Source organism: Haliscomenobacter sp. (genome assembly GCF_041740695.1).
In the GTDB taxonomy this organism is placed as follows: Bacteria; Bacteroidota; Bacteroidia; order Chitinophagales; family Saprospiraceae; genus Haliscomenobacter.
The window spans coordinates 70,166-91,640 of sequence record NZ_JBGSLK010000057.1 but is presented as its reverse complement, the minus strand read 5'-3'; the positions used below and the strand labels follow the sequence as shown (position 1 = coordinate 91,640).

Sequence of the window (21,475 nt, the reverse complement as noted above, 5' to 3'; positions counted from 1 at the left end):
ACCCGACAAAATACACTGGCAGAGGTGTTCGCCTGTGAAAGCTGATGACGAAGATCATAGGAAAGCCGTATGCGGGAAAACCGCACGTACGGTTTGACGAGGGGGAGAAGCGGCGGCGCCGCTTCTCTCTACTCTACTGCTGCCTTTGTGTCCTTTGTGCAAATTTTTCATTTTGATCCTGTTTTGAAAATTTGAGATGATTCAGATTTGTGGTTGTTTAAAAAACGCGAGCCGAAGGCCGCGCAATTGTTAGTTTAAGTCCCAAAAAACCTTATCCGTAGCGATCACCCGTTGGTTTTTCGGCGCATTGGGATTGATTTGTAAGTCGCTGGTCGGATAAGGGAAGGAGACGATGTAATTGCGGATCAACTCCGTATTAGGGTTGTTGTCTGTAGTGGGGTCGAAGGGTTTGGGATAACCCGTGCGGCGGATGTCGTTGTAAGCCTCGATGCTGAAACCAAAATTGGCAATCCATTTTTGGGTCATCATCAATTCCAGCTTGCGCGCATCGTTGGCAGCCTGGTACAGCGCCAGGATTTTGCCCACGTATTCATCGATACTCGCTTTGGTGATATTGGCTACGCCCGCTGTGGTTGCCATGCGGTTCACTTCGGCAAAAGATTCCTCCATCGCCAGTTTGAACAGGTTTTCGGCATTTTCCCCCGTGCTGCGGGTCAGTGCCAGTTCCGACCGGATGTACAAACTGTTGAAATAGGTCAACATGCGGTGCAAACCCGCGCCGCGCAGCCCACTGTTGAACGTACCAGCTCCTCCACGGCCATCGTCGAATTTGCCCCCGGCTGGGTACAAACCTAGTAACGTTTTGGAGGTGTTTTGGTCAAAACCCTCGTTGGGATCGATGTTCAGAGAGCCAAACCAGATCGACACAAAACCCCCGTCCCGGTAGGACACCGCGTTTTGAGCGGCTTGGGCCGGGGTCAGTTGGTTGTAAAAATAGTATGGAATCCGCGGATCAACAATGTCCTTAAAGATGGTATTCAACTGGCTTTTGCCTTGCATAATTTGGTAAAAATAAGGACTGATGTTGTACTGCGGGCTGTTCTGGGTGTACTCGTCGATGAACGTTGGGTGCCGGGTATCGGGGGAGACCACGTTGCCGTACAACATTTCAAAATCGTCGGTCGCGGCAGCCATGATCTTGTTGCCAGTCACCAGCGCTTTTACCGCTGCGTCGTCGTAAACGGGGGTCAGGCGGGCCTGGTTGTACAGGCGCAATTTGACGGTATTGCCAAACCGTTGCCATTTGGCCACATCCCCGGCAAAATACAAGTCGGCATTGCCCATCCGTACGTTGCTCACTTTGGCCAGATTGACCTGGGCTTCGTCAACGAGTTTGAGCAAATCGGCATACACCTGACTGCCCGGATCAAACACCGGATAAGGTTTGAGCGAACCCAGATTGGCCTCGCGATAAGGTACGTCACCCCACACGTCGACCAGGGTGCCCATCGCAAAAGCGGTCATCAATTGGGCTGCACCCACAAAATGCCAGGCTTCGTCTTCGGTGCCCACATCGATGATGCGCCGCAAGTCGGTCAGCACGATGGTGTACAATTGTTCCCAAGGATCGTTGACCGGGCCGTCGCCACCCTGGGCAAAATAGCTGTTGAAGTTGTTGCGCGTTACGATGTAGTGCGCAAAACAGGCCGCTGGTTCACCCAGCCCCTGGCTGTGAATGGATAGGGCATTGGACATGCCCAGTTCCGCGTAGGGCAACAATTGGGTCAGGGGGACATCGGTGGGGTTATTGGGGTCCACGTTGATGTCCAAAAAGCCTTTTTCACACGCGGGTAGTACGAGCAGGGCTACCGCGACGATGAGGCTATGGAGGAGGTATTTATGTTTGGTTTTCATGTTTTTTTCTTTTTCATCATACTAAAAGGCTGCACTTACGAGCGCCTTGGGCTCATAATTCCTTAGGTGATCCCTTGAGTGTCTTAGGTTTCTTAGGTGGTAAAAAAAATATTCTTTCACCACCTAAGAAACCTAAGACACCCAAGGTGCACCTTAGAAAGTCGCTTGCAAATTCAAACCCACCCGCCGTACCGAAGGCGCAGCCTGGTATTCAAAACCCACAAAGTTTTGGCTACCAAAAGTGCTGGTCTCTGGATCAAAGCGAGTCGATTTTGGGAAATTCGGTGCCCGGTACCAAAGGTTGCGGCCAGTCAGGCTGATGCGCAGTGAGCCCAGTGGGGTGCGCTGCAACACATTTTTGGGCAAAGTATAACCCAGGCTTACCTCGCGGATGCGGATGGTGGTAGCGTCAAACACACCCCACTCGTCGTTGCCGTTCACCGCGAAAGTGTTGCCGAAATACAAGTCGTTCATTTCCAGTTGGATGTTGTTCGGGATTTTGTTGCCCCGCTCATCCAGGAGGGGCAGGTTGGTATTCGGATCACCCAGGAAGCCCGGGATGACGTAGTTCATTTCCCGCTTTTCGGTGTCTTTCAACACCCCGCGACCCAACATCTGGTTGACCGTACCCGAGTACAAATCGCCACCCTTGCGGTAGTCGAGCACCACGCTCAGACTCAGGCCCCGGAAGGAGAAGGTATTGGTCAAACCCAGCAGAAAGTCCGGGTTGGGATCTCCCACAATTTCCTCCTGCAAAGCCGTAATCAACTGGCCATTGCTGGGGTCAATGAGCAAATTGCCCTCCTCGTCGCGCAGCGAAACCGTGCCCCGAATCACCCCGTAAGGCAAACCCGGACGCAATACCGGCGTCACACTACCCGCAAACAAACCCTGGATTTCGATTTCCTCCAAACCCGGTGCCAATTCCCTTACGAGGTTTTTGTTGTGGGTAAAAGTGGTGTAGATGTTCCAGTTCAGGCCCTTTTCCGAACGCAATGGATCGAGGCTCAGGCCCACTTCGATGCCCTCGTTGTCGAGCACCCCAAAGTTGGTCAACAAGTTGCTGAACCCCGAAGCGGCTGGCAGTGACAAACGGCCAATCTGGTCCTTCGTGCGGGTTTTGTAATAGGTCAGATCCAGACCAATCCGCCCGGTGAAAAACTTCAATTCTGTACCAATTTCCACACTGCGGGTGAACTCCGGCTTCAGGTTGGGGTCGGCAGCAGTATTGGACAAGGTAGCCGAAGACAAACCCCGGAAAGGGAAGTCGTTCTGGCGAATGCCACCCACCAGATTGGCGCTGTTGCCCAGGTTGATCAGGTAAGTGGGTTGCAGGGCGTAGGCCGGAGCATCGTTGCCCACGGTGGCCCAACTGGCGCGGATTTTACCGAAGTTCAACACCGAAGACTTCATCTTCAGGGCATCCGTAAATACCAAAGAACCATTCACGCCGGGATAAAAGAAGCTGCGGTTTTCAGAAGGCAAGGTGGAAGACCAGTCGTTGCGCCCGGTGAAATTCACGAAAGCCCAGCCCCGGTAATCGAAGGTCAAGTCCGTGAAAAAACCGTACAACCTACGCCGCTCGTAGTCTCCACCAAATGGGATGACATTGGAAGTGTTATCGAGGTCCAAAATGTCAAAATTGACCATGCTTTGCCCTCTGAACCTTTGCTCGTTGAACGTGCGTTGGTTCAGGTTGTGTCCTACTACGGCTTTGAAGCCAAAATCCGGGTTGAGTTGAGTGCTGGCGGTCAGCAGGAAGTTGGATTCGATTTCCGTAAAGCTGGTGTTGCCTTCGGCGATTTGACCAATCCCACCTGCACCCCGCGAGCCGGGCCGGAACCACTCCTTGTCGTTTTGGGAATAGTTGTTGACGCCAATTTTGTAGGCAGCACTCAACCAGGGAGTCAGGTCATACGCTGCACCGAGGCTGGCCACTACCCGATTGACATTTGCCCCAAAACCATCGTACTTGGTACTCCAGTACGGGTTGGTAGCTGAACCCACTGGCAAAAAGAACACCGAGGCTCGGGTGGTGGGATCTTCAAAAGGCAAATCCTGTAGCGGCCAGTTGCGGCCCAGGAACATGGTCCGGCCAAAAGCCGAAGCATTGCCCACCGCGTTGTTGGCACCACCCGCCGGGCCGTTTTGCACCGAGTTGGTGAAAGCCAGATTGCCATTGAGCACCAGGCCATTGTCCAGTTTGGTGCTGCCGCCCAAACTCATGTTGAATCTTTTAAAAGATGAATTGGGGATGTAACCCGTTTGATCCAGTTTGGATATCGTAGCGATCAGGCTACTTTTATTGGTGCCACCTGAGAAGGTCAGCGAGTTTTCCAGCACCATGCCCGTTTCAAAAAAGTCGCGCACGTTGTTCGGATAAGCCTGATAGGGAGTTTTGGTGCCCCGCAAAGTAGCAAAAGCATTGCCATAAGGTGCCCAAATCGGAATGGAGTCGATGGTGGGGTAGTTGACTGCACTTTTGAAGGGTGCACCCCAGGAACCATTGGCAAACGCAAACACAAAACCCGTACCCGTGCCATAAGTATTCTGGTAATCGGGCACATTGGAGATGTTTTCCATGGCTACTGAAGAAGAATAGGTCACCTCCAGTCCCTTTTTCGACACCTTGGAGCTCCCCGTTTTGGTGGTAATCAACAAGACTCCATTGGCCGCACGAATGCCGTAAAGGGCTGCCGCTGCACCACCTTTGAGTACGTTGATGGATTCAATGTTGTTGGGGTCCAAATCGGCCAAACGGCTGGAAAAAGCACCGCCGCCCGATAATTGGGCATTGCTGGAAGCATTGACCCCATTGGTTTCGTTGTTGTATGGAATCCCGTCCACCACGATCAGCGGCTGGTTGTTGCCAAAAAACGAACGGTTGCCTCTTAACGTGATGCGGGTAGCACTACCGGGCACCCCGCTGGAGCCAATGATGTTGACCCCTGGTACCTTGCCCGAAAGGCTGCGCAACATGTCGGGTTCACTGGTTTGTTGCACCTTATCGGCGTCGACCCGCTCGATGGAATACCCCAGGGCTTTTTGCCCCCGGGAAATCCCCACCGCCGTGACGACCACTTCGTTGAGTTTGAGGATATCGGACTCCAGATTCAGATCGATGCTGCTGCGTCCGTTGATGTTCTCTTCAATGGTGGCAAAACCGGTGTAGCTAAACACCAGCACCCCATTGCTGGGGGCACTCAGTGCGTATTTGCCATCAATATCGCTTACGGTGCCCCGCGTAGTCCCTTTGATAAAAATACTGACCCCGGGGAGGGTGAGTCCATCCTCTTTCGATCGGACGGTCCCGCTAACGTTGAGATCCTGAGCCAGCAAGGGCCCTGCACACAGCAGTAGCCCCATGGCCAACAAGTACAAATTTGGCTTCATCCTTACATAGGTTAGTGAGTGATTGTTAGTTGAAAAGCTGAAGTGTTGAAATGTTGAAGAGAAGCTAAAAAGTTTAGAAGTAGATGAGACGAATGGTCTTTTATACTAACCAACTTTCAAACTTCATTTCAACACTTCAACTTTTCAACTTGCTAAAGATAGCGGGGGGAGTTGGAGTTGGAAATCCTGCAAATTGGGGGATTTTTTAGGCGACGAAATGCAGTTTTTTATACATAAAATGCAGTTTTTTAACTAAAACGGTCGAAAAATGGCCTTTTTGGCACTTGGAAGGCTCACCCGTTTTGGGGGAGAATGGCCAAGTGGGTCTTTGTCATTTGGATGACCAAAGTGGGTGTAACACCCTTCTCTAAGGTGAATTCCTTAGGTGTCTTAGGTGGTGAAAAATAAAAAAGCCCTGCGCAGCAGGGCAATCCTTCACCACCTAAGACACCTAAGGACACCTTAGGGCTTCACCTTAGAAAAGGCAGGTTCAAGTTTGGAGATAAAATAAATTGTTTTATTTTTGCTTTTATAAAAAAACAATATGGATCACCAAAACCCTTTCCCTTTTGTCCTGAGTCGCCTGCTGCCCCATTCACCCGCAGCCGTATTTGCCGCCTGGACTGAGCCCCAAGCCCTGGCCGCCTGGTGGGGCCCCGCCAGCCACCAAACCCTGGTACAACAACTCGACCTGCGCCCTGGTGGTTTCTTCCATTACTGCCACCAAGGCCCCGATGGTGCCCAACTCTGGGGTCGCTTTGAGTACCTGGACATCTCGGCACCAGCGCAGCTGAGCTTCATCAATGCTTTTTCGGATGAAAACCGCGGCCTAGTGCCCGCCCCCTTTGGCATGCCCTGGCCGACCGAAATGTACAATGTACTCAGCTTGAGCACAGAGGAGAATGGTCACTGCCGGATGACCCTGCAAGCCCGGGCGCATCATGCTACGCCCGAGGAGGAAGCCAATTACCTGGCCATGGTGGGTTCTATGGTACAGAGCTTCGGGCAAACTTTTGATCGATTGGAAGGGTATTTGGGGTTGGGAGGTTCCGGGATTCCAGGGTTAAGGTAAGCCCTGGACCTAAATTACCCGGATAAATAATCGCTAAGTAAAACTGGATTGTTTTGTTGAAAAATGATGTTTTATATCGTTTTTGTCAGGTTTATCCTGGCGGTAGTGATAAGAAACATCATTTTTATGATTTTCCCCTTCCCACATCCGAACACCCCTGTTCGATTTTGAACATCTCCCCATCCACCTTCTCTTTTTAACCCCCTAACAAACAACAATATATCCAATTGGTACAAAAATTGCCACAGTACACCCATACCCTGCCAAGCATTCACAAAATCGAAAAACCATGTGGCCAACCCAACTCAAAAACACCCTGCGCATCACCCTCCGCCGTTTGTTTCGCCAGCGGCTCAACACCAGCTTGCATGTAGCTGGACTGACCATCGGCATGTCGGTATGTTTGATGATTGGGTTGTTTTTGCGCCATGAATTGAGTTTTGATACCCACCACCGCCAGGCCAAAAACATCTATCGCGTCAATACCGTCTGGACGGACAATGGCAATAAAAAACCATTCATGCCAACCCCATACCCGAAAAATTGTAAGTTTACAGCCAACCTGCAATACTCATCGCATGAAAATGAAATTCAGCACTTTTATCGTACTGTTCTGTAGTACGGTCACCCTTTTTGGCCAAAGCACTTTTGACCAAAGCGCTTCCATCAAAGCCGCTACGGCCTTTCTGGCGACATTGACCCCGGCCCAAAAAACGGTCACCAACCTAGCTTTTAGCGATAGTTCCCGCACCAAGTGGTCCAACCTTCCGCTGGAGCAAGTATATCGAAAGGGCGTTCAGATGAACGACCTGGCCGATTCGCAGCGGGTGATCATGCACCAGCTTTTGCGCTGTGTGTTGAGCCAGCAAGGCTATCAAAAATTACTCTTTATCATCCAGTATGACCAGGCTATCCTGGAGCGGCTCAGCAAAGCCAAAAGCCCGATCGCCCAGCGTTATGGCAATCAAAACTACTGGTTCAGCATTTTTGGAACTCCTGGCAAGGACAAAATTTGGGCCTGGAAATTTGAAGGGCACCACATTTCGCTCAACCTGACTTATTCGCCCAAAGGTGTTACTTGTACGCCCATGTTTGTGGGCATCAATCCGGCTTTGACCAGTTCCGGGCCCTACGCGGGTGCCTATCTCATGTTTGAAGAAAATGATTTTGGCAATCAGTTGTTCAATGACCTGAGTCCCGATTTGCAGAAAAAAGCCCGGCTCGGGCCCCACCCAATCGACGCCGATGTGATGACCCAAACGGGCAAAGAGGCCCATATGAAGGATCGAAAAGGAGTACGTTATACGGAGATGACCCCGAAGCAACAGGGTTTTGTGGAAGGCATCATCAAAGCCTGGGTCGAAAACCTGACGCCCAGCCTCGCGCAGGAGAAATTGAAGCGCGTCATGGCGAATAAAAATAACCTGATCTTCAGTTGGCAGGGCAGTTTCAATACGAATGAATTGCACTACTATTCGGTCAAAACGGACACTTTCATCATTGAGTTCAGCAACCGGGATGGCGGCGTACAGCATTACCATACCATTTGGCGGGATATTTCCGAGGATTTTTTGAGTAAATAGTGATCAGCTTTGTATAAGCCCATAAATCCATTTGAGCCATGGACAATCCACAACCCAACAACCCCCTGCACGGCATCACCCTCGAAAAGATTCTGCTTCACTTGGTAGAGCAATACGGCTGGGAAGAAATGGGGCGGCAAATCAACATCCGCTGTTTCAATCATGACCCCAGCATTAAGTCCAGTTTGACTTTTTTGCGCAAGACTCCTTGGGCTCGGGAGCAGGTGGAAAAGTTGTATGTGGAAAGTCTTAAAAATTGGTAAGACTGGTGGTTGCTTTTGAGTATTCCCAAAGCGACGTTTTATTATCACAAAGAAAAAAAACAAGAGCCCAAAGGACACAAAGCGAAGCGTCGTCAACGTCTAACTTTGTGTCCTTTGTGCCCTCTTCTTTTTCCTTTGTGATAAAGAAAGTGTCGCTTTCGCCTTTCTATCGTGATGTCACTCACTTTTCAAACTCTTCACCGGGTTAATGGTCGCTGCCCGAATCGCCTGAAAACTCACCGTCAGCAAAGTAATCACCACTGCCCCCAGCGCTGCAAACCCAAATACCCACCAGGAAATCTCCGTCCGGTATTGGTACTGTTGCAGCCAGCCGTGCAAATAATAATAAGCGATCGGCACAGCCAACAAACAAGAAATCAACACCAGCACCACAAAATCACGCGACAACAAACCCCAGAGGTTGTTGACCGAAGCCCCCAAAACCTTGCGGATGCCAATTTCTTTGGTGCGCTGCTCGGCAGCAAAGGAAGCCAATCCAAACAAACCCAGGCAGGAGATAAATACGGCCAGCCCGGCAAATGCTGCTGCCAGCGTACCTACTCGCTCCTCCGCTTCAAATTTTTCATTGAACGTTTCATCAGCAAATTTGTAGTCAAAAGGCACCGCAGGAATGTATTTTTTAAAAGCCTCCCTCACCCCAGCTAAGGATTCAGGGGCGCTTTTGGCAGGATTTAGCTTCAAATTCATCCAACTCACATTTTCATAACTCAGCAAATACACGGTTTGTTTCACCGGATCGTAAGGCGATTGCATCACCATGTCTTTGATGACGCCAACGATGGTAAAATCTTCGTCCCCCCAATGGATTTTTTTGCCAATTGGCTCTTTCAGGTTCATAAATTTCACCGCAGCCTCATTGATGACCAGTGAAGAAGAATCCGTGGTGAAATCCCGGGAAAAATCCCGACCCTGGGTAAACTGCCAATTCACCGTTTTGCCAAAATCGTGCGAAACCCAAATGGTCGCAAATTCAGCATCCAGGCTGGGGTCTTTTCCTTCCCAGTTGAAACCGCCATTGTTGGACCATACCCCGGTTAGTGGACTGGAAGATTCGGCCATTTCCACGATGGTGCCATTGGTTTTGAGCTCATTGCGCAGTAAGTCAAACTTGCCAGAAAAATCCGGCGAGGTCATCTGGATCATGAGGATGCCCTTGTTGTCGTAGCCGAGTGGGCGGTTTTTGGTGTGTTGAATTTGCTGGTACACGATGATCGTACCAATGATGAAGGTAACCGAAATGGTGAATTGCATCACCACCAGGGCTTTGCGCGGGATAGAAGCAAAACGCCCTGCTTTAAACGTGCCTTTCAAGACCTTGATGGGCTGAAAGGAGGAAAGGTAAAAAGCAGGATAACTGCCCGCTACAATTCCAGTAAAGAGCATAAAGCCCAAGCTGGACAACCAAAAGACCGGCTCGGCCCAAGGGAAATGCATCTTTTTATCCGCCACTTCATTGAACCAAGGCAAAACCAGCAGGATAAACACCACCGCCAACACAAAAGCAAAACAAACCACCAGGAAGGATTCACTGAAGAATTGCCGGATGAGTTGCCCGCGCACCGAACCAATGGTTTTGCGAATGCCTACCTCCTTGGCGCGTTTTTCGCTGCGCGCCGTGCTCAGGTTCATAAAGTTGATACAAGCCAGCAGCAGAACAAAAATTCCCACGATGGCAAAGAGCTTTACGTACTGCATAAAACCACCCGTTTGCACGCCCTCTTCCCAATTGGAACTCAGGTGCCAATCTTCCATGGGGTGCAGGAAGATTTCGGCTTTGAATTTTTTCTCGTCCTTGTCTACCTTGTCGAATTTGACATTTTTGATCTTGGCGCTGAGCTGGGTCATGTCCACCTGATCAGCGATTTCGGCAAACAATTGAAAGGAGTTGTTGCCCCATTGGTTTTGATCACGCGCGTTCCTGACCCATTCCTGCGTAGAGACATACAAGGCCCAGGGTGCAATGAAATGCAGGTCATGAAAAGTGGTGTTGTAGGGTAAATCTGCGTACACCCCGCTCACCCTGACCTCTTGGGTATTGTCGATTTTGATCATTTTTCCCATCGGCTCGGCTTCGCCAAAAAGGGCTTGTGCTGTCGATTGAGAAATCAGCACCGCGTTGAGCTCCTTCAAGCCATCTTGGGTGCCTTTCAACATGGCTAAAGACAAAATTTTGGTGATGTCCTTGTCCATGTAGTTGCCTTCCTGGGTAATCATTTTTTCCCCCTGGCTCAAAATATGTTCCCCTTGCCAACTGGCCATGGCCAGGTATTTGAAGTTGTGGCCGTATTTGCTGCGCAATTCTGACTCCAAGGGAATCGGAATCGAAGATTCGGTGCCTCTATGGCCATTGAAGGTTTGGTGCTGCATCACCTGGGCAATGCGCTCGTAGTTGGGGTGGTGTTGGTCGTAGGACAGTTCATCCCAAATCCACAAACCAATCAGCATCGCCACGGCCATACCTACGGCCAAACCAGCAATGTTGATGAAAGAGGAAACCTTGTTCTTGGAAAGGCTTCGCAGGGCGATCCGGAGATTATTTTTAAACATACTTGTTGGGTTGACAATAGTTCAGGTGATGATTTTTTATTCGCTTCGCAAGGATTTCACCGGATTGGCCGCCGCCGCCCGGATCGCTTGATAACTCACCGTCAGCAAGGTAATCAGCAGCGCTCCGACCACCGCAGCAACAAAAATCCACCAGGAGATCGTCGTGCGGTATTCGAACTGCTGCAACCAGGCATGCAAGTAATAATAGGAAAGCGGAATAGCCAATACGCAAGAAAGCAGCACCAGCGCTACAAACTCTTTCGACAAAAGACCCCACACACTTAGGATGGTTGCACCTAGGACTTTGCGTACCCCAATTTCTTTGGTGCGTTGCTCGGCGACAAAAGAGGCCAATCCAAACAAACCCAAGCAAGAAATAAAGATGGCTAGAATGGCAAAAAAGGTAGCCAGTTTGCCCGTTCTTACTTCATCGCCAAACTTTTGGGCGTATTCCTCATCTATAAACTGGAAATTGAACACTGAAGCCGGATCATTTTTAGCAAAAATGGTTTCGATTTTACCCAAAGCGTCTTTGGGACTAAGCTCGGGATTGATTTTTAAAATGGCCAGATTGGATTGATCCGTTTCAATGTGAAACAAAGAAGGCCGTACGGGTTGATAAGGAGATTGAACGATCAAGTCTTCGACCACTCCGATTACCCGATAAGGCTGATCATTCCACTCCAGGATGCTGCCAATGGGCTCTTTAAACCCGATGAATTTGACCGCAGCTTCGTTTAAAATGAAGGCAGAAGTATCGGAAGCAAATTCCCGGGAGAAGTCGCGCCCGGCCTTGATTTTCCAACCTACGGTTTTGCCGTAGTCGTGCGTGACGGCATTATTGGGGAAATCCACGCCCAGGTTAGGGTCTTTTCCTTCCCAATTGAAGCCGCCGTTGGTATTCCAAACCTCAGTAGTAGGACTGCCGGATCCAGTCATGGCCACGATGGCACCGCTGCTTTTTAATTCATGACTGATGGCATCAAAATGGGCATGGATGGGTTCGGTAATGCCGGAATAAACCAAGCCATCACGCTCGTACCCAATGGGGCGATTTTTGGCGAATTCAATTTGGCGAAAAACAATGACGGTGCCGATAATCAAGGTAATGGACACTGTAAATTGCATAACTACCAATACCTTACGCGGCACCGAAGCCCAACGCCCTACCCGGAAGGTGCCTTTTAACACCTTGAGCGGTTGGAAGGAAGACAGGTAAAAAGCGGGGTAAGTACCTGCAATCAACCCGGTCAGAAGACTGAACACAATGCCAATGGTCCAAAAAAGTGGATTGCTCCACAAAATGGACATTTTTTTATCCGCCACTTCATTAAAAAAGGGCAACATCAGCAAGACCAGGACGATGGAAAAAACAAAGGCAAAAATCGCTACGAGTAGGGATTCGCTGAGGAATTGAGTGATCAATTGGGTGCGCAGCGACCCAATGGACTTGCGAATGCCCACCTCTTTGGCGCGTTTTTCGGAACGAGCGGTGCTCAAATTCATAAAATTGATGCAGGCCAGAAGCAACACAAACAGGCCAATGATGCCAAAAAGCCAAACCGTCTGAATGCGACCGCCGATGTTTTTGCCGTTCTTAAACTCTTCGTACAAATGCCACTGCGACATGGGGTGCAGGAATACGACGGGTTTGTAGCGCGCTTCTTCTTTGTCTACTTTATTCAGTTTTACGTTTTTGATTTTGGCCGATACTGCTGCCATATCGGCATGATCGGCGATCTGGGCAAAGGTTTGAGTAAAATTGCTGCCCCAGGGGCCTTCCATTTCTTCCACCCAGGGGTTGCTGATCAGGTACAATTTCCAGGGCAGGATAAAGGTCATGTCGCGGAAAGTGGAATTTAAAGGCAGGTCTTCGTATACCCCGGTCACTTTTACATCGGCCTGATTGTCCACTTTGAACATTTTGCCCATCGGGTCAGCATCGCCAAAAAATGCCTTGGCCACACTTGCTGACAACATAATGGTGTAAGGCTCTTTCAGCCCATCCCGGGTGCCTTGGAGCATGTTGAGCGACAACATCTCCGCTACCTCTGGTTCAAAGTAATTTCCTGGTTTGAGCAATTTTTTATCTTGATAAGCCAGCGTATGGTTGCCATTCCAGGAAGATTGTAGGACGTATTTGAAATCACTCCCGTATTTGTCGCGAATTTCGCCCCCCATAAGCGCAGGATTGGATACCTGGGTTCCTACTTCACCATTGAAGGTTTGGTGCTGCATCACCTGCGCGATCTGCTCGTAGTTGGCGTGATAACGATCGTAGGACAGTTCGTCCCAAATCCACAACCCAATCAACATGGCTACGGCCATACCCACGGCAAGCCCGCCGATGTTGATTAGAGTAGAAGCTTTGTTTTTGAGTAGATTGCGAAAAGCAATTTTGAGATAGCTGCGGTACATAGTCGGGTGTGTTTTGATTGATTTCCCCAATTTTTGTGCCAATAATTCAAGTAATTTATTTTCAATTTTTTACAAATAAAACATAAATAGCTCTTGTTCAAAACTGAACAAGAGTGTACGGGTTGAACACTATTCCACTCAAGTCAGATTTCTGGATTCAAGCGGTTCTTCGCTCTTTCGATGACTGTATCCGGCCACGAATTCGGCTCAAGGATTCAGGTTTCATCCCCAGGTAACTCGCCAATTGATACTGCGGCACCCGGGTTAATAAATTGGGCCGGGTTTTTAACAGGTTCAGGTAACGTTCTTCGGGGCTGGAGGCGAGGTAAAAGGCCATCAGCTCCCGGAATTGCCCAAATTTTTTCTCCGTTTCAATGCGACACAGGGATTCGATGCAGGGAAAAAGGCGGTACATTTTTTCTTCCTGCGCATGCGAGAAGACGGATAAGGTGGTGTCTTCCAGGCATTCCCAATATTTTCGGCTAGGTTTCCTTTCTATTTTACCCAAATCATCGGAGATGGAATCCCCTTCCAAGTAAAATTCACTGGTTTTTTCCTCTCCGTCCAATAGGTAATATTCCCGAACACAGCCTTTAAATACGTAATAACAAACCTGTGGAATCTGTCCTTCGCGCAACAACAAGCTACCTTTTTTAAGGGTTTTAATGGGCGTTTCAGCTACAATCCGCTGGATTTCCTCCGTTTGTAAAGGGGTATAAAAATGCAAATTCTGGATCAATTTGTCGGTGCATTGATCCAGGCTATGGCAGGGGGCAAAAAAAGTTGGTTGGTTGACAGGTCGCATGGCAATCTCATTTTGTGGGATCGCCCAAAATACCATTGGCTGTGCCGACATGCGTTTAATTTTCGATGAAATCGGGACTTGCTTCGACTCAATGCAGGAGGTGTAATGTGTTCAATCTGCCAAGTCGATGATCACATTCCCGATTTTTTGCCCACTTCCTACGTATTTAAAAGCTTCGCTGATTTTTTCCAAGGGGTACGTTCGGTCAATCAAAGGGCGAAATTTGCCTGCTTCAATTAATCCTTGAACCACCAGCATACTCTTTTTGATGTCGGTCGGAACCGGGAAAATCACTTTTTTCCCGCCCAAAATGGGGGTACTCAAAGCCAAAAAAATGTTTTGCCAACCCGGCCCCAATTCCGAAGAGATGTACGCCCCACCTGGCTTCAACAAGCGTTTGCATTTAAAAAAAGTGCTCTTCCCTACAGCATCCAGTACAAAATCGAATTGTTCATTCAGTTGGGTAAAATCTTCGGCAGTGTAGTCGATCACTCGATCGGCCCCTAATGCCTGGATTTTAGCCAAATGGGGTGTTCCACATACCGCAGTAACCTGCACATCCATAGTTTTAAGCAACTGGATCGCGGCCGAGCCAATGGCGCCGGTCCCACCATTCACCAGCACTTTTTGACCCGCGTACAACTTTATTTTATTGAGGAAATTGACGGCGTAGTGGGCAGCTTCGGCACTGGCCACCGCTGCTTCATAACTGGTATTTTTAGGCATTTCTAATACATTGCCACTTGCGGCGATGCAAAGGTATTGAGCATGTGACCCCAGGCCATTGTCATTAAAACCCCATACTTTATCTCCAATTTTAAAGTTATTCACCTCCTGGCCAAGGCCCACGACCTGCCCGGCAAAATCGGTGCCTGTAATCGGCAATTTGGGCTTGCTCAAACCTGTAAAAGCCCTTATGGCCAGTGGCCAACCCGTCAGGACTGCACAATCGGTGCGATTGACCGTAGTGGCGTATACCCTGACCAAAATTTCGTGTGCCCCTGGCACTGGCTGGGGGACCTCCCCGACGCTCAATAGTCGAGGAGGTCCGTATTGGTAACGGATGGCTGCTTTCATGGTGAAATGGTTTAGGAGGGTTTAGGAAGGTTGAGAAGGTTGAGGCTATCGCAAAAATGGGTGTGTGTTTGTGTGTGATAGTGTGCGTGTGCCAATGGCGTTCGCGGTAGCCTCAACCTTCTCAACCTCTCAACCTTCTCAACTTGTTTTAAAAATATACCCGATACATCAAGTTGGGAAATACCCCAAATTGAGTAAGGTAGCCAATGTTATTGGGTTTTGATTCATCGTAAAATTCCGAAATTTTTCCCTTATTGTTGGTCACATTGTCGAGGTTAAGAAAAACTTCGTGGGTAGCACGGAGGCGGTTCCATTTGTAACTAGCCGATAAGATGACCTGGTAGGTATCTCCCAAGCTGCGGTCATAAGCTTTGGTGTAATCCCAGAAACGATTGTTGCCGGGATCAACGGCCAGTTGGCCATTGTTGTCGCGCAGCAGCGGGATGATCTTGCGGCCACCACCGAAGAATACCTTGGCGTTGAGTCCCAAAGTGCGGTTCTGCTTGGGGCCCAGTTTGGGGATTTCTTTGCCAAAAAGGAGGTTGACCAGATAGTTGCCGTTGTAAGGGGTATTGCGTTCTATGCCTTCCAAGGAGCGGTATTTGGATTGGTACAAGGAAGTGTTGAGCAAAAAATAGTAGTTGCGGTGGAAAAAACGCTCCAGCGTGATCTCAATGCCGTAGTTTTTACCTGTACCCTTGTTGACTAAATCCACGTAGCGAAACTCCAACCCTTCGTTGATCGTCGCGTAATAGCTGCTGTCGAGATTTTCCACGGGCAGATTGTAGAGGTCTTGGTAGTACAGCTCCACTTTGGCCATCAGGTGTTGACCAAATCGTTTTTCGTACCCCAGCACAAAATGATGGGCTTTGAGCAAGTCCAGATCGCGGTTTACTTCCGCAATGCTGCCATCGGGTTGTTTGACCCGGGCGTAGTAATTGTGGATACTTTCCATCGTGCTGTGCAGGCCATAACCCGCGTGGATGGCGCTGCCGGGGCTGAGTTGCCAGTTCAGGGCCAGGCGGGGCTCCAGGGTGCTTTTTTGATTTAGGAGTACATTCAGGTTGTGTACCCCCGCTACGATGCTCAGGTCGTCGTTGAGCAGGTGTTTCCAGTTCACGAAGTTGCGCAGGGTACCTACATTTTCATTAAAATCGATCAGCTTGAAGCGGGTAGAGCCGCCTTCGATGATTTGGCTTTGCTCAAATTCGTAGGCAAAAAGGCTGTATTTGCTGCCGATCTGGATTTTGTTTTTGGCGTTGAACTTGTGGTGGTAGGTGAGTTCCGCCCGGTAGGTGGGTTTTGACAAACGACCACTGAAATTCAGATTGCGGCTTTGGGCCGAATCGCGCAAATACTCCCCATTATCGCCGTAAATTTTGATGAGTTGTGACTCAAAAACATCGTCTTTAATCCCCTCGTTGGAATAGGCCAGACTGGTTTTGAGGTAGCTGCGTGGGCTGAGGCTCAGGGTGTGGTTGAGGCCCAGGTTGAGCAAATGGGCGCGTTTTTGGTAATCTTCGCGGATTTCGCGGCGCTGGCCATTGTTCCCCGGTGTTTCCCAAATGGCTGGAGTCACATCTTCAAATAAAAAACTGCTGGTGCCGCCTAGGCCAAATACTGAAAATACACCTAGTTTTTTGGTGGGCAGTACTACTTTGAAGGCCGCATCTTGAAAATTTAGGGACCCGTTGATGTTGTCGACTAGCCCAATGTCCTGGATCAGGGAAACGGTGGAGTAGCGATAATTGACCAGGTAAGAGCCGCCGTAACCTTTTTTGAAAGGCCCCTCCAGGGTCAGGTCGGTGCCAAGCAGGCCAAAACCAAACACGGATTCAAATTTTTCATTGTTGCCCGCCCGGAGTTTCACATCGTACACCCCGGAAAGCACATCGCCAAATTCGGCAGAGAAGGCGCCAGTATGAAAATCAGAAGTAGCCAGGATGTTGTTGTTCAGGGTACTGACCGAGCCACCTACGGAGCTTTGGTCAGCAAAATGGTTAGGATTGCTGATTTGGATGCCTTCTAGTCGCCATTGCACGTATTTGGGGGAGTTGCCGCGTACGATGATGTCGTTGCTGCCATCCTGGGTGCTAGTGATGCCCGCAAAATTGGAGAGGATGCGCGAGGGGTCGTTGAAGCCGCCCGCGTAGCGGTTGGTTTGTTCGGGCGAGATCGAGCGGGCGCTGATCATGGCCATGTCGTTGAGGGCTTCGCCTTTGTTTTTGTCTTCAGTAATGACAACTTCTTCCATTTTGATGGCTGATTCCTGCATGGTGAGGTTGAGCAGGGTTTCTTTACCCGAGTTGACCACTATATTGGGGATGATCGCGTTTTTGTAGCCCAAATAAGAGACTTGTAAGCTGATCCGACCAATTGGAACCTTGTCGAGTCTGAAATTGCCCTGCTCGTCGCTGGCAGTCCCCAACAAGGGATCACTGCCTAGAACGATCACTTGTGCACCGATGAGTGGCATTTTGCTGTCTTCGTCCAGGATGGTTCCTCTTACGGTTTGGGTCAGGTTTTGGGAAAAAATGGCAGTGGTACATAGCAGCAGCAATGCGGTAATTGCAGCGATCCTTTTCATACTTGTCGAGTTTTAGAAAATGAATTGATGCTGCAAAGGACGGGGGGAATTGGGTGGGGTTCATTGACTTTGGTTAAGAAGTGAAAATGCTCGGTGCCTGTGGCATATAAGTCCAAAGTAAGCAGAGCTACCATTTTCATTGCGGAAGACCAAGCACAAACCCCACTCGGTTTCGTCCATTTGCACCCCGGCAGTGATCATTACTTCAAAGCAAAACAGTGTCACATCTCCGACCTCATTGTAGCTCCAGAAGGAAGAGGCCAGGGCGTAGGCAAACTACTTATGGCCAAAGCTGAGGCATGGGCTGAAAGCGAGGGCTATGAAAGGCTTACCTTGAATGTTTTTGCCGGGAATGAGCGGGCGCGAAAGTTGTATGAGGAACTGGGATTTGGGGCGGATGTGGTGAAGTATGTGAAGGAGATTTAGCTCTACGGCTCTTTGTTCAGTCGTATTTTGTTTGCAACTGAATGATACCAATAAAAGGAGTGTTATATAAATTAGTTTTAAGGCATCCATGATTTTAGTCAATTTTATTTCGGAGATTACCATCTTATCTTAATTTCTACATCTTCTTTAAGAGGCCAGTTATAATCAGGCTCTTTTCCAAAAATACAAAATTTGCCTGTATGCTCTTCTACATATTCTTTTATTTCTTCTTCCAAATAAACATGACCGCACTGTGAGAAAACATTTGATTTTGTACTGAACATAAATAAGAACTCTTCACCTTTTTTAAATACTTGTTTCGCTTTGTCCAAGAAAATATCACCAGCAATTCCCCGTATTGGCAAATATGTATTTTTTATAGCAATAACATCTATCACAAACTTATGTTTTAATAGATTTTCGTAGTATGCTGGGAAATCTTTAAAATCCTGCACGAATTGCTCATAATTAGTATAGAGAAAGTAATCCGTATAACCTGCTGCTGGCCAGAGTTCTACTCTGATAAAAACTTCTCCCTGTTCCATAAACCATTTATGAACTGTATCTAAGGATTGACTGATTTTTCCTGATCTAGTACCCATTGTCGTATTTTATATAGATGCTTCTCTTGTAAATTTTGGTGTGATAACTCTTTAAAAAGAAAATTACATCATTTTTTGATTTATGTACTCATTTTCTTGCTTCGGTTTTTTTTTATTTCAGCGAACTTCAACATTGCCGCAACTCCTCTTCCTATGTCTAGCACCTTGCCGCAATTTTAATTGACGCAAGGCGCTTAAAACTACTAGAAAAAAAGCAAATGATGCATTTTACGTATGATATAGTTTTATTTCATCTTCAAAAAAGCAAGCCCCGCTCACTCACTCCTCAAACTCTTCACCGGATTCATCAACGCCGCCCTCACCGCCTGATAACTCACCGTCCCCAAAGCAATCACCACCGAAACCAGCACCGCCGCAACAAACACCCACCATTTGATTTCAATGTGGTACGAATACTCTTGCAACAATTGATTGGCCCCCCAAAAGGCGATTGGCAAGGCAATCACATTGGCCGCAACGACCAATTTCAAAAAGTCTTTAGAAAGCATGGAGCTAAGGTTCAACACCGTCGCACCCAATACTTTTCTTACCCCAATTTCTTTGGTCCTTTGCTCTGCAGAATAGGTAGCCAAACCAAACAGCCCGAGGCAGGCAATAAAAATGGTTGCCAGGGCTGCCCAAATCATCAAGGTTTGGCGACGGGCATCTTCAGCGTAAAACATGGCCAATTGTTCATTCAAAAAATGGTATTCAAAAGGGTCTTCTTTGTCGGCATTGACCATCACGGCCTTTAATTTCTCCAAAGTAGTTTGGATGGCAGTAGGCTCAATTCTGGCCGTGAAATAATCCACCCTATGGATGGGGTTCCTTATGTAGGACAATACCAAAGGCTCTATTTTGTCCCGCAGCGACTGAAAGTGAAAATCTTTTACTATGCCAACTACTCGCGGACTAAATACTGTATTTTCGTCATCAAGGGGGTCGAAAACCCCTTCGCTAGCTACCGATGGTATGGCTACGATTTGACCGGAGGCTTCACTAATGTTCAGCAGTTTTGCCGCAGTTTCATTGAGGATGACCGAGCTGGAATCCTGGAGCTTATCAAAGTTCCTGCCGCTTAAAAGCTGTACATCGAAGGTTTTGGTAAAATCTCTGTCTACCGCAAAATAATAAGCCTCTTTTTGATCAGGCGAGTTGCCCTGGTTATGGATTTTTACCCTGCGGTAAGTCTTCCATTCGCCGGGCACCCTGGACGTGAGGGACACACTTTTCACTGCGGGTATTTTGCTCATTTCCGTCTTGATGGTCTCACAACGCTCCCGTGCCGCTCGGCTATTTACATCAATGACCACCATGAGTTCTTTGTTGAATCCTAAATGGGTATTGTTCAAAAACCGGACTTGTTGGTACAGGATAATGGTCCCAATAATCATCAGCGTTGAAATGGAAAACTGCGTGATGACCAAACCTTTCCTGAGGCTCAGACTACTGCCACTTTTGACTTTAATGCCCCGCAAAAGCAAGACGGGTTTTAAACCAGAAAGCAAGAGCGCAGGATAAGTGCCTGACAATAAACTGATCAAAACCGTGGCGGAGATGGCCATCAGCCAAATTCGGTAATCAGTGTCAAAACCAAGCGACAATCCTTTGAGCGTAAACGTATTGAAGAAAGGCAGTAAAACATTCACCAAAAGAATAGCCAATACAAATGAAAAGGCCGAGACAATCACAGCCTCCAATAAAAACTGGGTGATTAAATTCCGCCTCTCCGCACCAATGGATTTCCTTACGCCCACTTCTTTGGCGCGATTGGTGGCCCGGGCGGTAGATAAATTCATGTAATTGATGCCTGCGATCAGCAAAATAAAACAGGCCACCAAAGCAAATATTTTGATGTACAAAGGATTTCCCTGCGGGATGGCTTCTACATTGCTGTTTCTAGCCCCATCTACGATGTTTTCAGATTTCAGGTGCATGTCCTTCAAAGGCTGTAGGCTGAAAGAGAAGGTCGTGCCAGTTTCTGGTGTGAAATGGTCCAGCACCATTTTTTTCAGTTTCCCGGCAACGTTCTCGGCATTTGCACCAGGTTTTAGCTGCATGTACACCGAAAAACTATTGGACAACCAATCAGAAGGACCTAATTGTCTTCTGAAGTTAGAATGCTCAAAAATGGCATCTGTCATTACGTTGTTAAAAGTGAAACTCGAATTGCTCGGGTGGTTTTTCAGGACACCCGTAATTTTTAAAGGGGTGTCCAGATGACTCCATTCCAGCATTTTGCCCAACACTTCAATTTTTCCAAAAAGCCGCATGGCCAAATCCTCGGTGATCAGGATCGAATTGGGCTCTTTCAAGGCTGTCTTTCTGTCTCCCACAACCAGAGGGAAATCAAATACGCTTAGAAAATTGGCGTCGGCAATGGTGATGGTTTCCTGAAAATTCACCGGGTTTTCAGGATTCACGAGGTTTGCTCTTCCAGTCCTTTGCATTCTCGTTGTATTTTCTACTTCGGGAATACTTATTCTGGCTTGTTCTGCCAACATCAAGCCAGCGGCGGCTACAGTGGTCGCTTCTCCTTTGACATTTTTGTGTTCGACCACGGGGTAAATTTGTTCCGCTTTGCCATGTTGTTGGTCAAAGGTCAGTTCGTCAAACACAAAAAGGGCAATGAACAAAAAGCAAGTCATCCCAAAAGTAAGTCCTGCTACATTGAGCCCGGTGTAGAGCTTATTCTTGAGCAAATTTCTCCAAACGATGGTTAGGTAGTTCCTGAACATAACCTGATTTTTTTGATCAAAAATGAATTACTTACTCCTCAAACTCTTCACCGGATTCGTCAGCGCCG

The 21,475-nt window shown here is 48.3% G+C and carries 14 protein-coding genes; 5 read left to right on the top strand and 9 right to left on the bottom strand.

The genetic code is table 11. The annotated features are described in order from the left end of the window. Positions 1-249: 249 nt before the first annotated feature. Both ACEW9O_RS12560 and ACEW9O_RS12555 read right to left on the bottom strand, forming a co-directional pair. Entirely contained in the window at positions 250-1,875 is a 1,626-nt protein-coding gene (locus tag ACEW9O_RS12560) for a SusD/RagB family nutrient-binding outer membrane lipoprotein (protein WP_373550514.1), read from the bottom strand. Positions 1,876-2,028: 153 nt separating this feature from the next. Beyond that, entirely contained in the window at positions 2,029-5,268 is a 3,240-nt protein-coding gene (locus ACEW9O_RS12555; protein WP_373550513.1) for a SusC/RagA family TonB-linked outer membrane protein, read from the bottom strand. 544 nt (positions 5,269-5,812) lie between these two features. Here ACEW9O_RS12555 and ACEW9O_RS12550 point away from each other — a divergent pair. From ACEW9O_RS12550 to ACEW9O_RS12535, 4 genes are all read left to right on the top strand, one after another. Further along, positions 5,813-6,340: an SRPBCC domain-containing protein gene (locus ACEW9O_RS12550; protein WP_373550512.1), complete on the top strand. Its 528-nt coding sequence runs from the start codon at positions 5,813-5,815 to the stop codon at positions 6,338-6,340. 289 nt (positions 6,341-6,629) lie between these two features. Beyond that, positions 6,630-6,959 carry a hypothetical protein gene (locus ACEW9O_RS12545; RefSeq protein WP_373550511.1) on the top strand — a complete coding sequence of 110 codons (330 nt, stop codon included), beginning with the start codon at positions 6,630-6,632 and terminating at the stop codon, positions 6,957-6,959. After that, a complete protein-coding gene (locus tag ACEW9O_RS12540) occupies positions 6,919-7,923 on the top strand; it encodes a DUF3500 domain-containing protein (protein ID WP_373550510.1) in 1,005 nt (334 codons plus the stop codon). Before ACEW9O_RS12545 ends, ACEW9O_RS12540 begins: the two co-directional genes overlap by 41 nt. Before the next feature lie 38 nt (positions 7,924-7,961). Continuing rightward, complete coding sequence (locus ACEW9O_RS12535; RefSeq protein ID WP_373550509.1) at positions 7,962-8,186, top strand: VF530 family DNA-binding protein; 225 nt, start codon at positions 7,962-7,964, stop codon at positions 8,184-8,186. A 177-nt stretch (positions 8,187-8,363) separates the two neighbouring features. Here the strand turns inward: ACEW9O_RS12535 and ACEW9O_RS12530 are convergent, their stop codons facing one another. From ACEW9O_RS12530 to ACEW9O_RS12510, 5 genes are all read right to left on the bottom strand, one after another. Next, positions 8,364-10,754 carry an ABC transporter permease gene (locus ACEW9O_RS12530; RefSeq protein WP_373550508.1) on the bottom strand — a complete coding sequence of 797 codons (2,391 nt, stop codon included), beginning with the start codon at positions 10,752-10,754 and terminating at the stop codon, positions 8,364-8,366. Positions 10,755-10,790: 36 nt separating this feature from the next. Beyond that, entirely contained in the window at positions 10,791-13,172 is a 2,382-nt protein-coding gene (locus ACEW9O_RS12525) for an ABC transporter permease (RefSeq protein ID WP_373550507.1), read from the bottom strand. A 157-nt stretch (positions 13,173-13,329) separates the two neighbouring features. Next, positions 13,330-14,028 carry a Crp/Fnr family transcriptional regulator gene (locus ACEW9O_RS12520; protein ID WP_373550506.1) on the bottom strand — a complete coding sequence of 233 codons (699 nt, stop codon included), beginning with the start codon at positions 14,026-14,028 and terminating at the stop codon, positions 13,330-13,332. Positions 14,029-14,088: 60 nt separating this feature from the next. Further along, a complete protein-coding gene (locus tag ACEW9O_RS12515; protein ID WP_373550505.1) occupies positions 14,089-15,054 on the bottom strand; it encodes an NAD(P)-dependent alcohol dehydrogenase in 966 nt (321 codons plus the stop codon). A gap of 148 nt (positions 15,055-15,202) precedes the next feature. Next, entirely contained in the window at positions 15,203-17,641 is a 2,439-nt protein-coding gene (locus tag ACEW9O_RS12510) for a carboxypeptidase-like regulatory domain-containing protein (protein WP_373550504.1), read from the bottom strand. Between the two features lie 99 nt (positions 17,642-17,740). Between ACEW9O_RS12510 and ACEW9O_RS12505 the strand changes: the two genes are divergently transcribed. After that, a complete protein-coding gene (locus ACEW9O_RS12505) occupies positions 17,741-18,067 on the top strand; it encodes a GNAT family N-acetyltransferase (protein ID WP_373550503.1) in 327 nt (108 codons plus the stop codon). A 116-nt stretch (positions 18,068-18,183) separates the two neighbouring features. On the opposite strand, the gene ACEW9O_RS12500 is transcribed toward ACEW9O_RS12505, so the two are convergent. Together ACEW9O_RS12500 and ACEW9O_RS12495 are read right to left on the bottom strand one after the other, a co-directional pair. Beyond that, positions 18,184-18,669: a hypothetical protein gene (locus tag ACEW9O_RS12500; protein ID WP_373550502.1), complete on the bottom strand. Its 486-nt coding sequence runs from the start codon at positions 18,667-18,669 to the stop codon at positions 18,184-18,186. A gap of 275 nt (positions 18,670-18,944) precedes the next feature. Continuing rightward, a complete protein-coding gene (locus ACEW9O_RS12495) occupies positions 18,945-21,407 on the bottom strand; it encodes an FtsX-like permease family protein (protein ID WP_373550501.1) in 2,463 nt (820 codons plus the stop codon). Positions 21,408-21,475 lie beyond the last annotated feature (68 nt).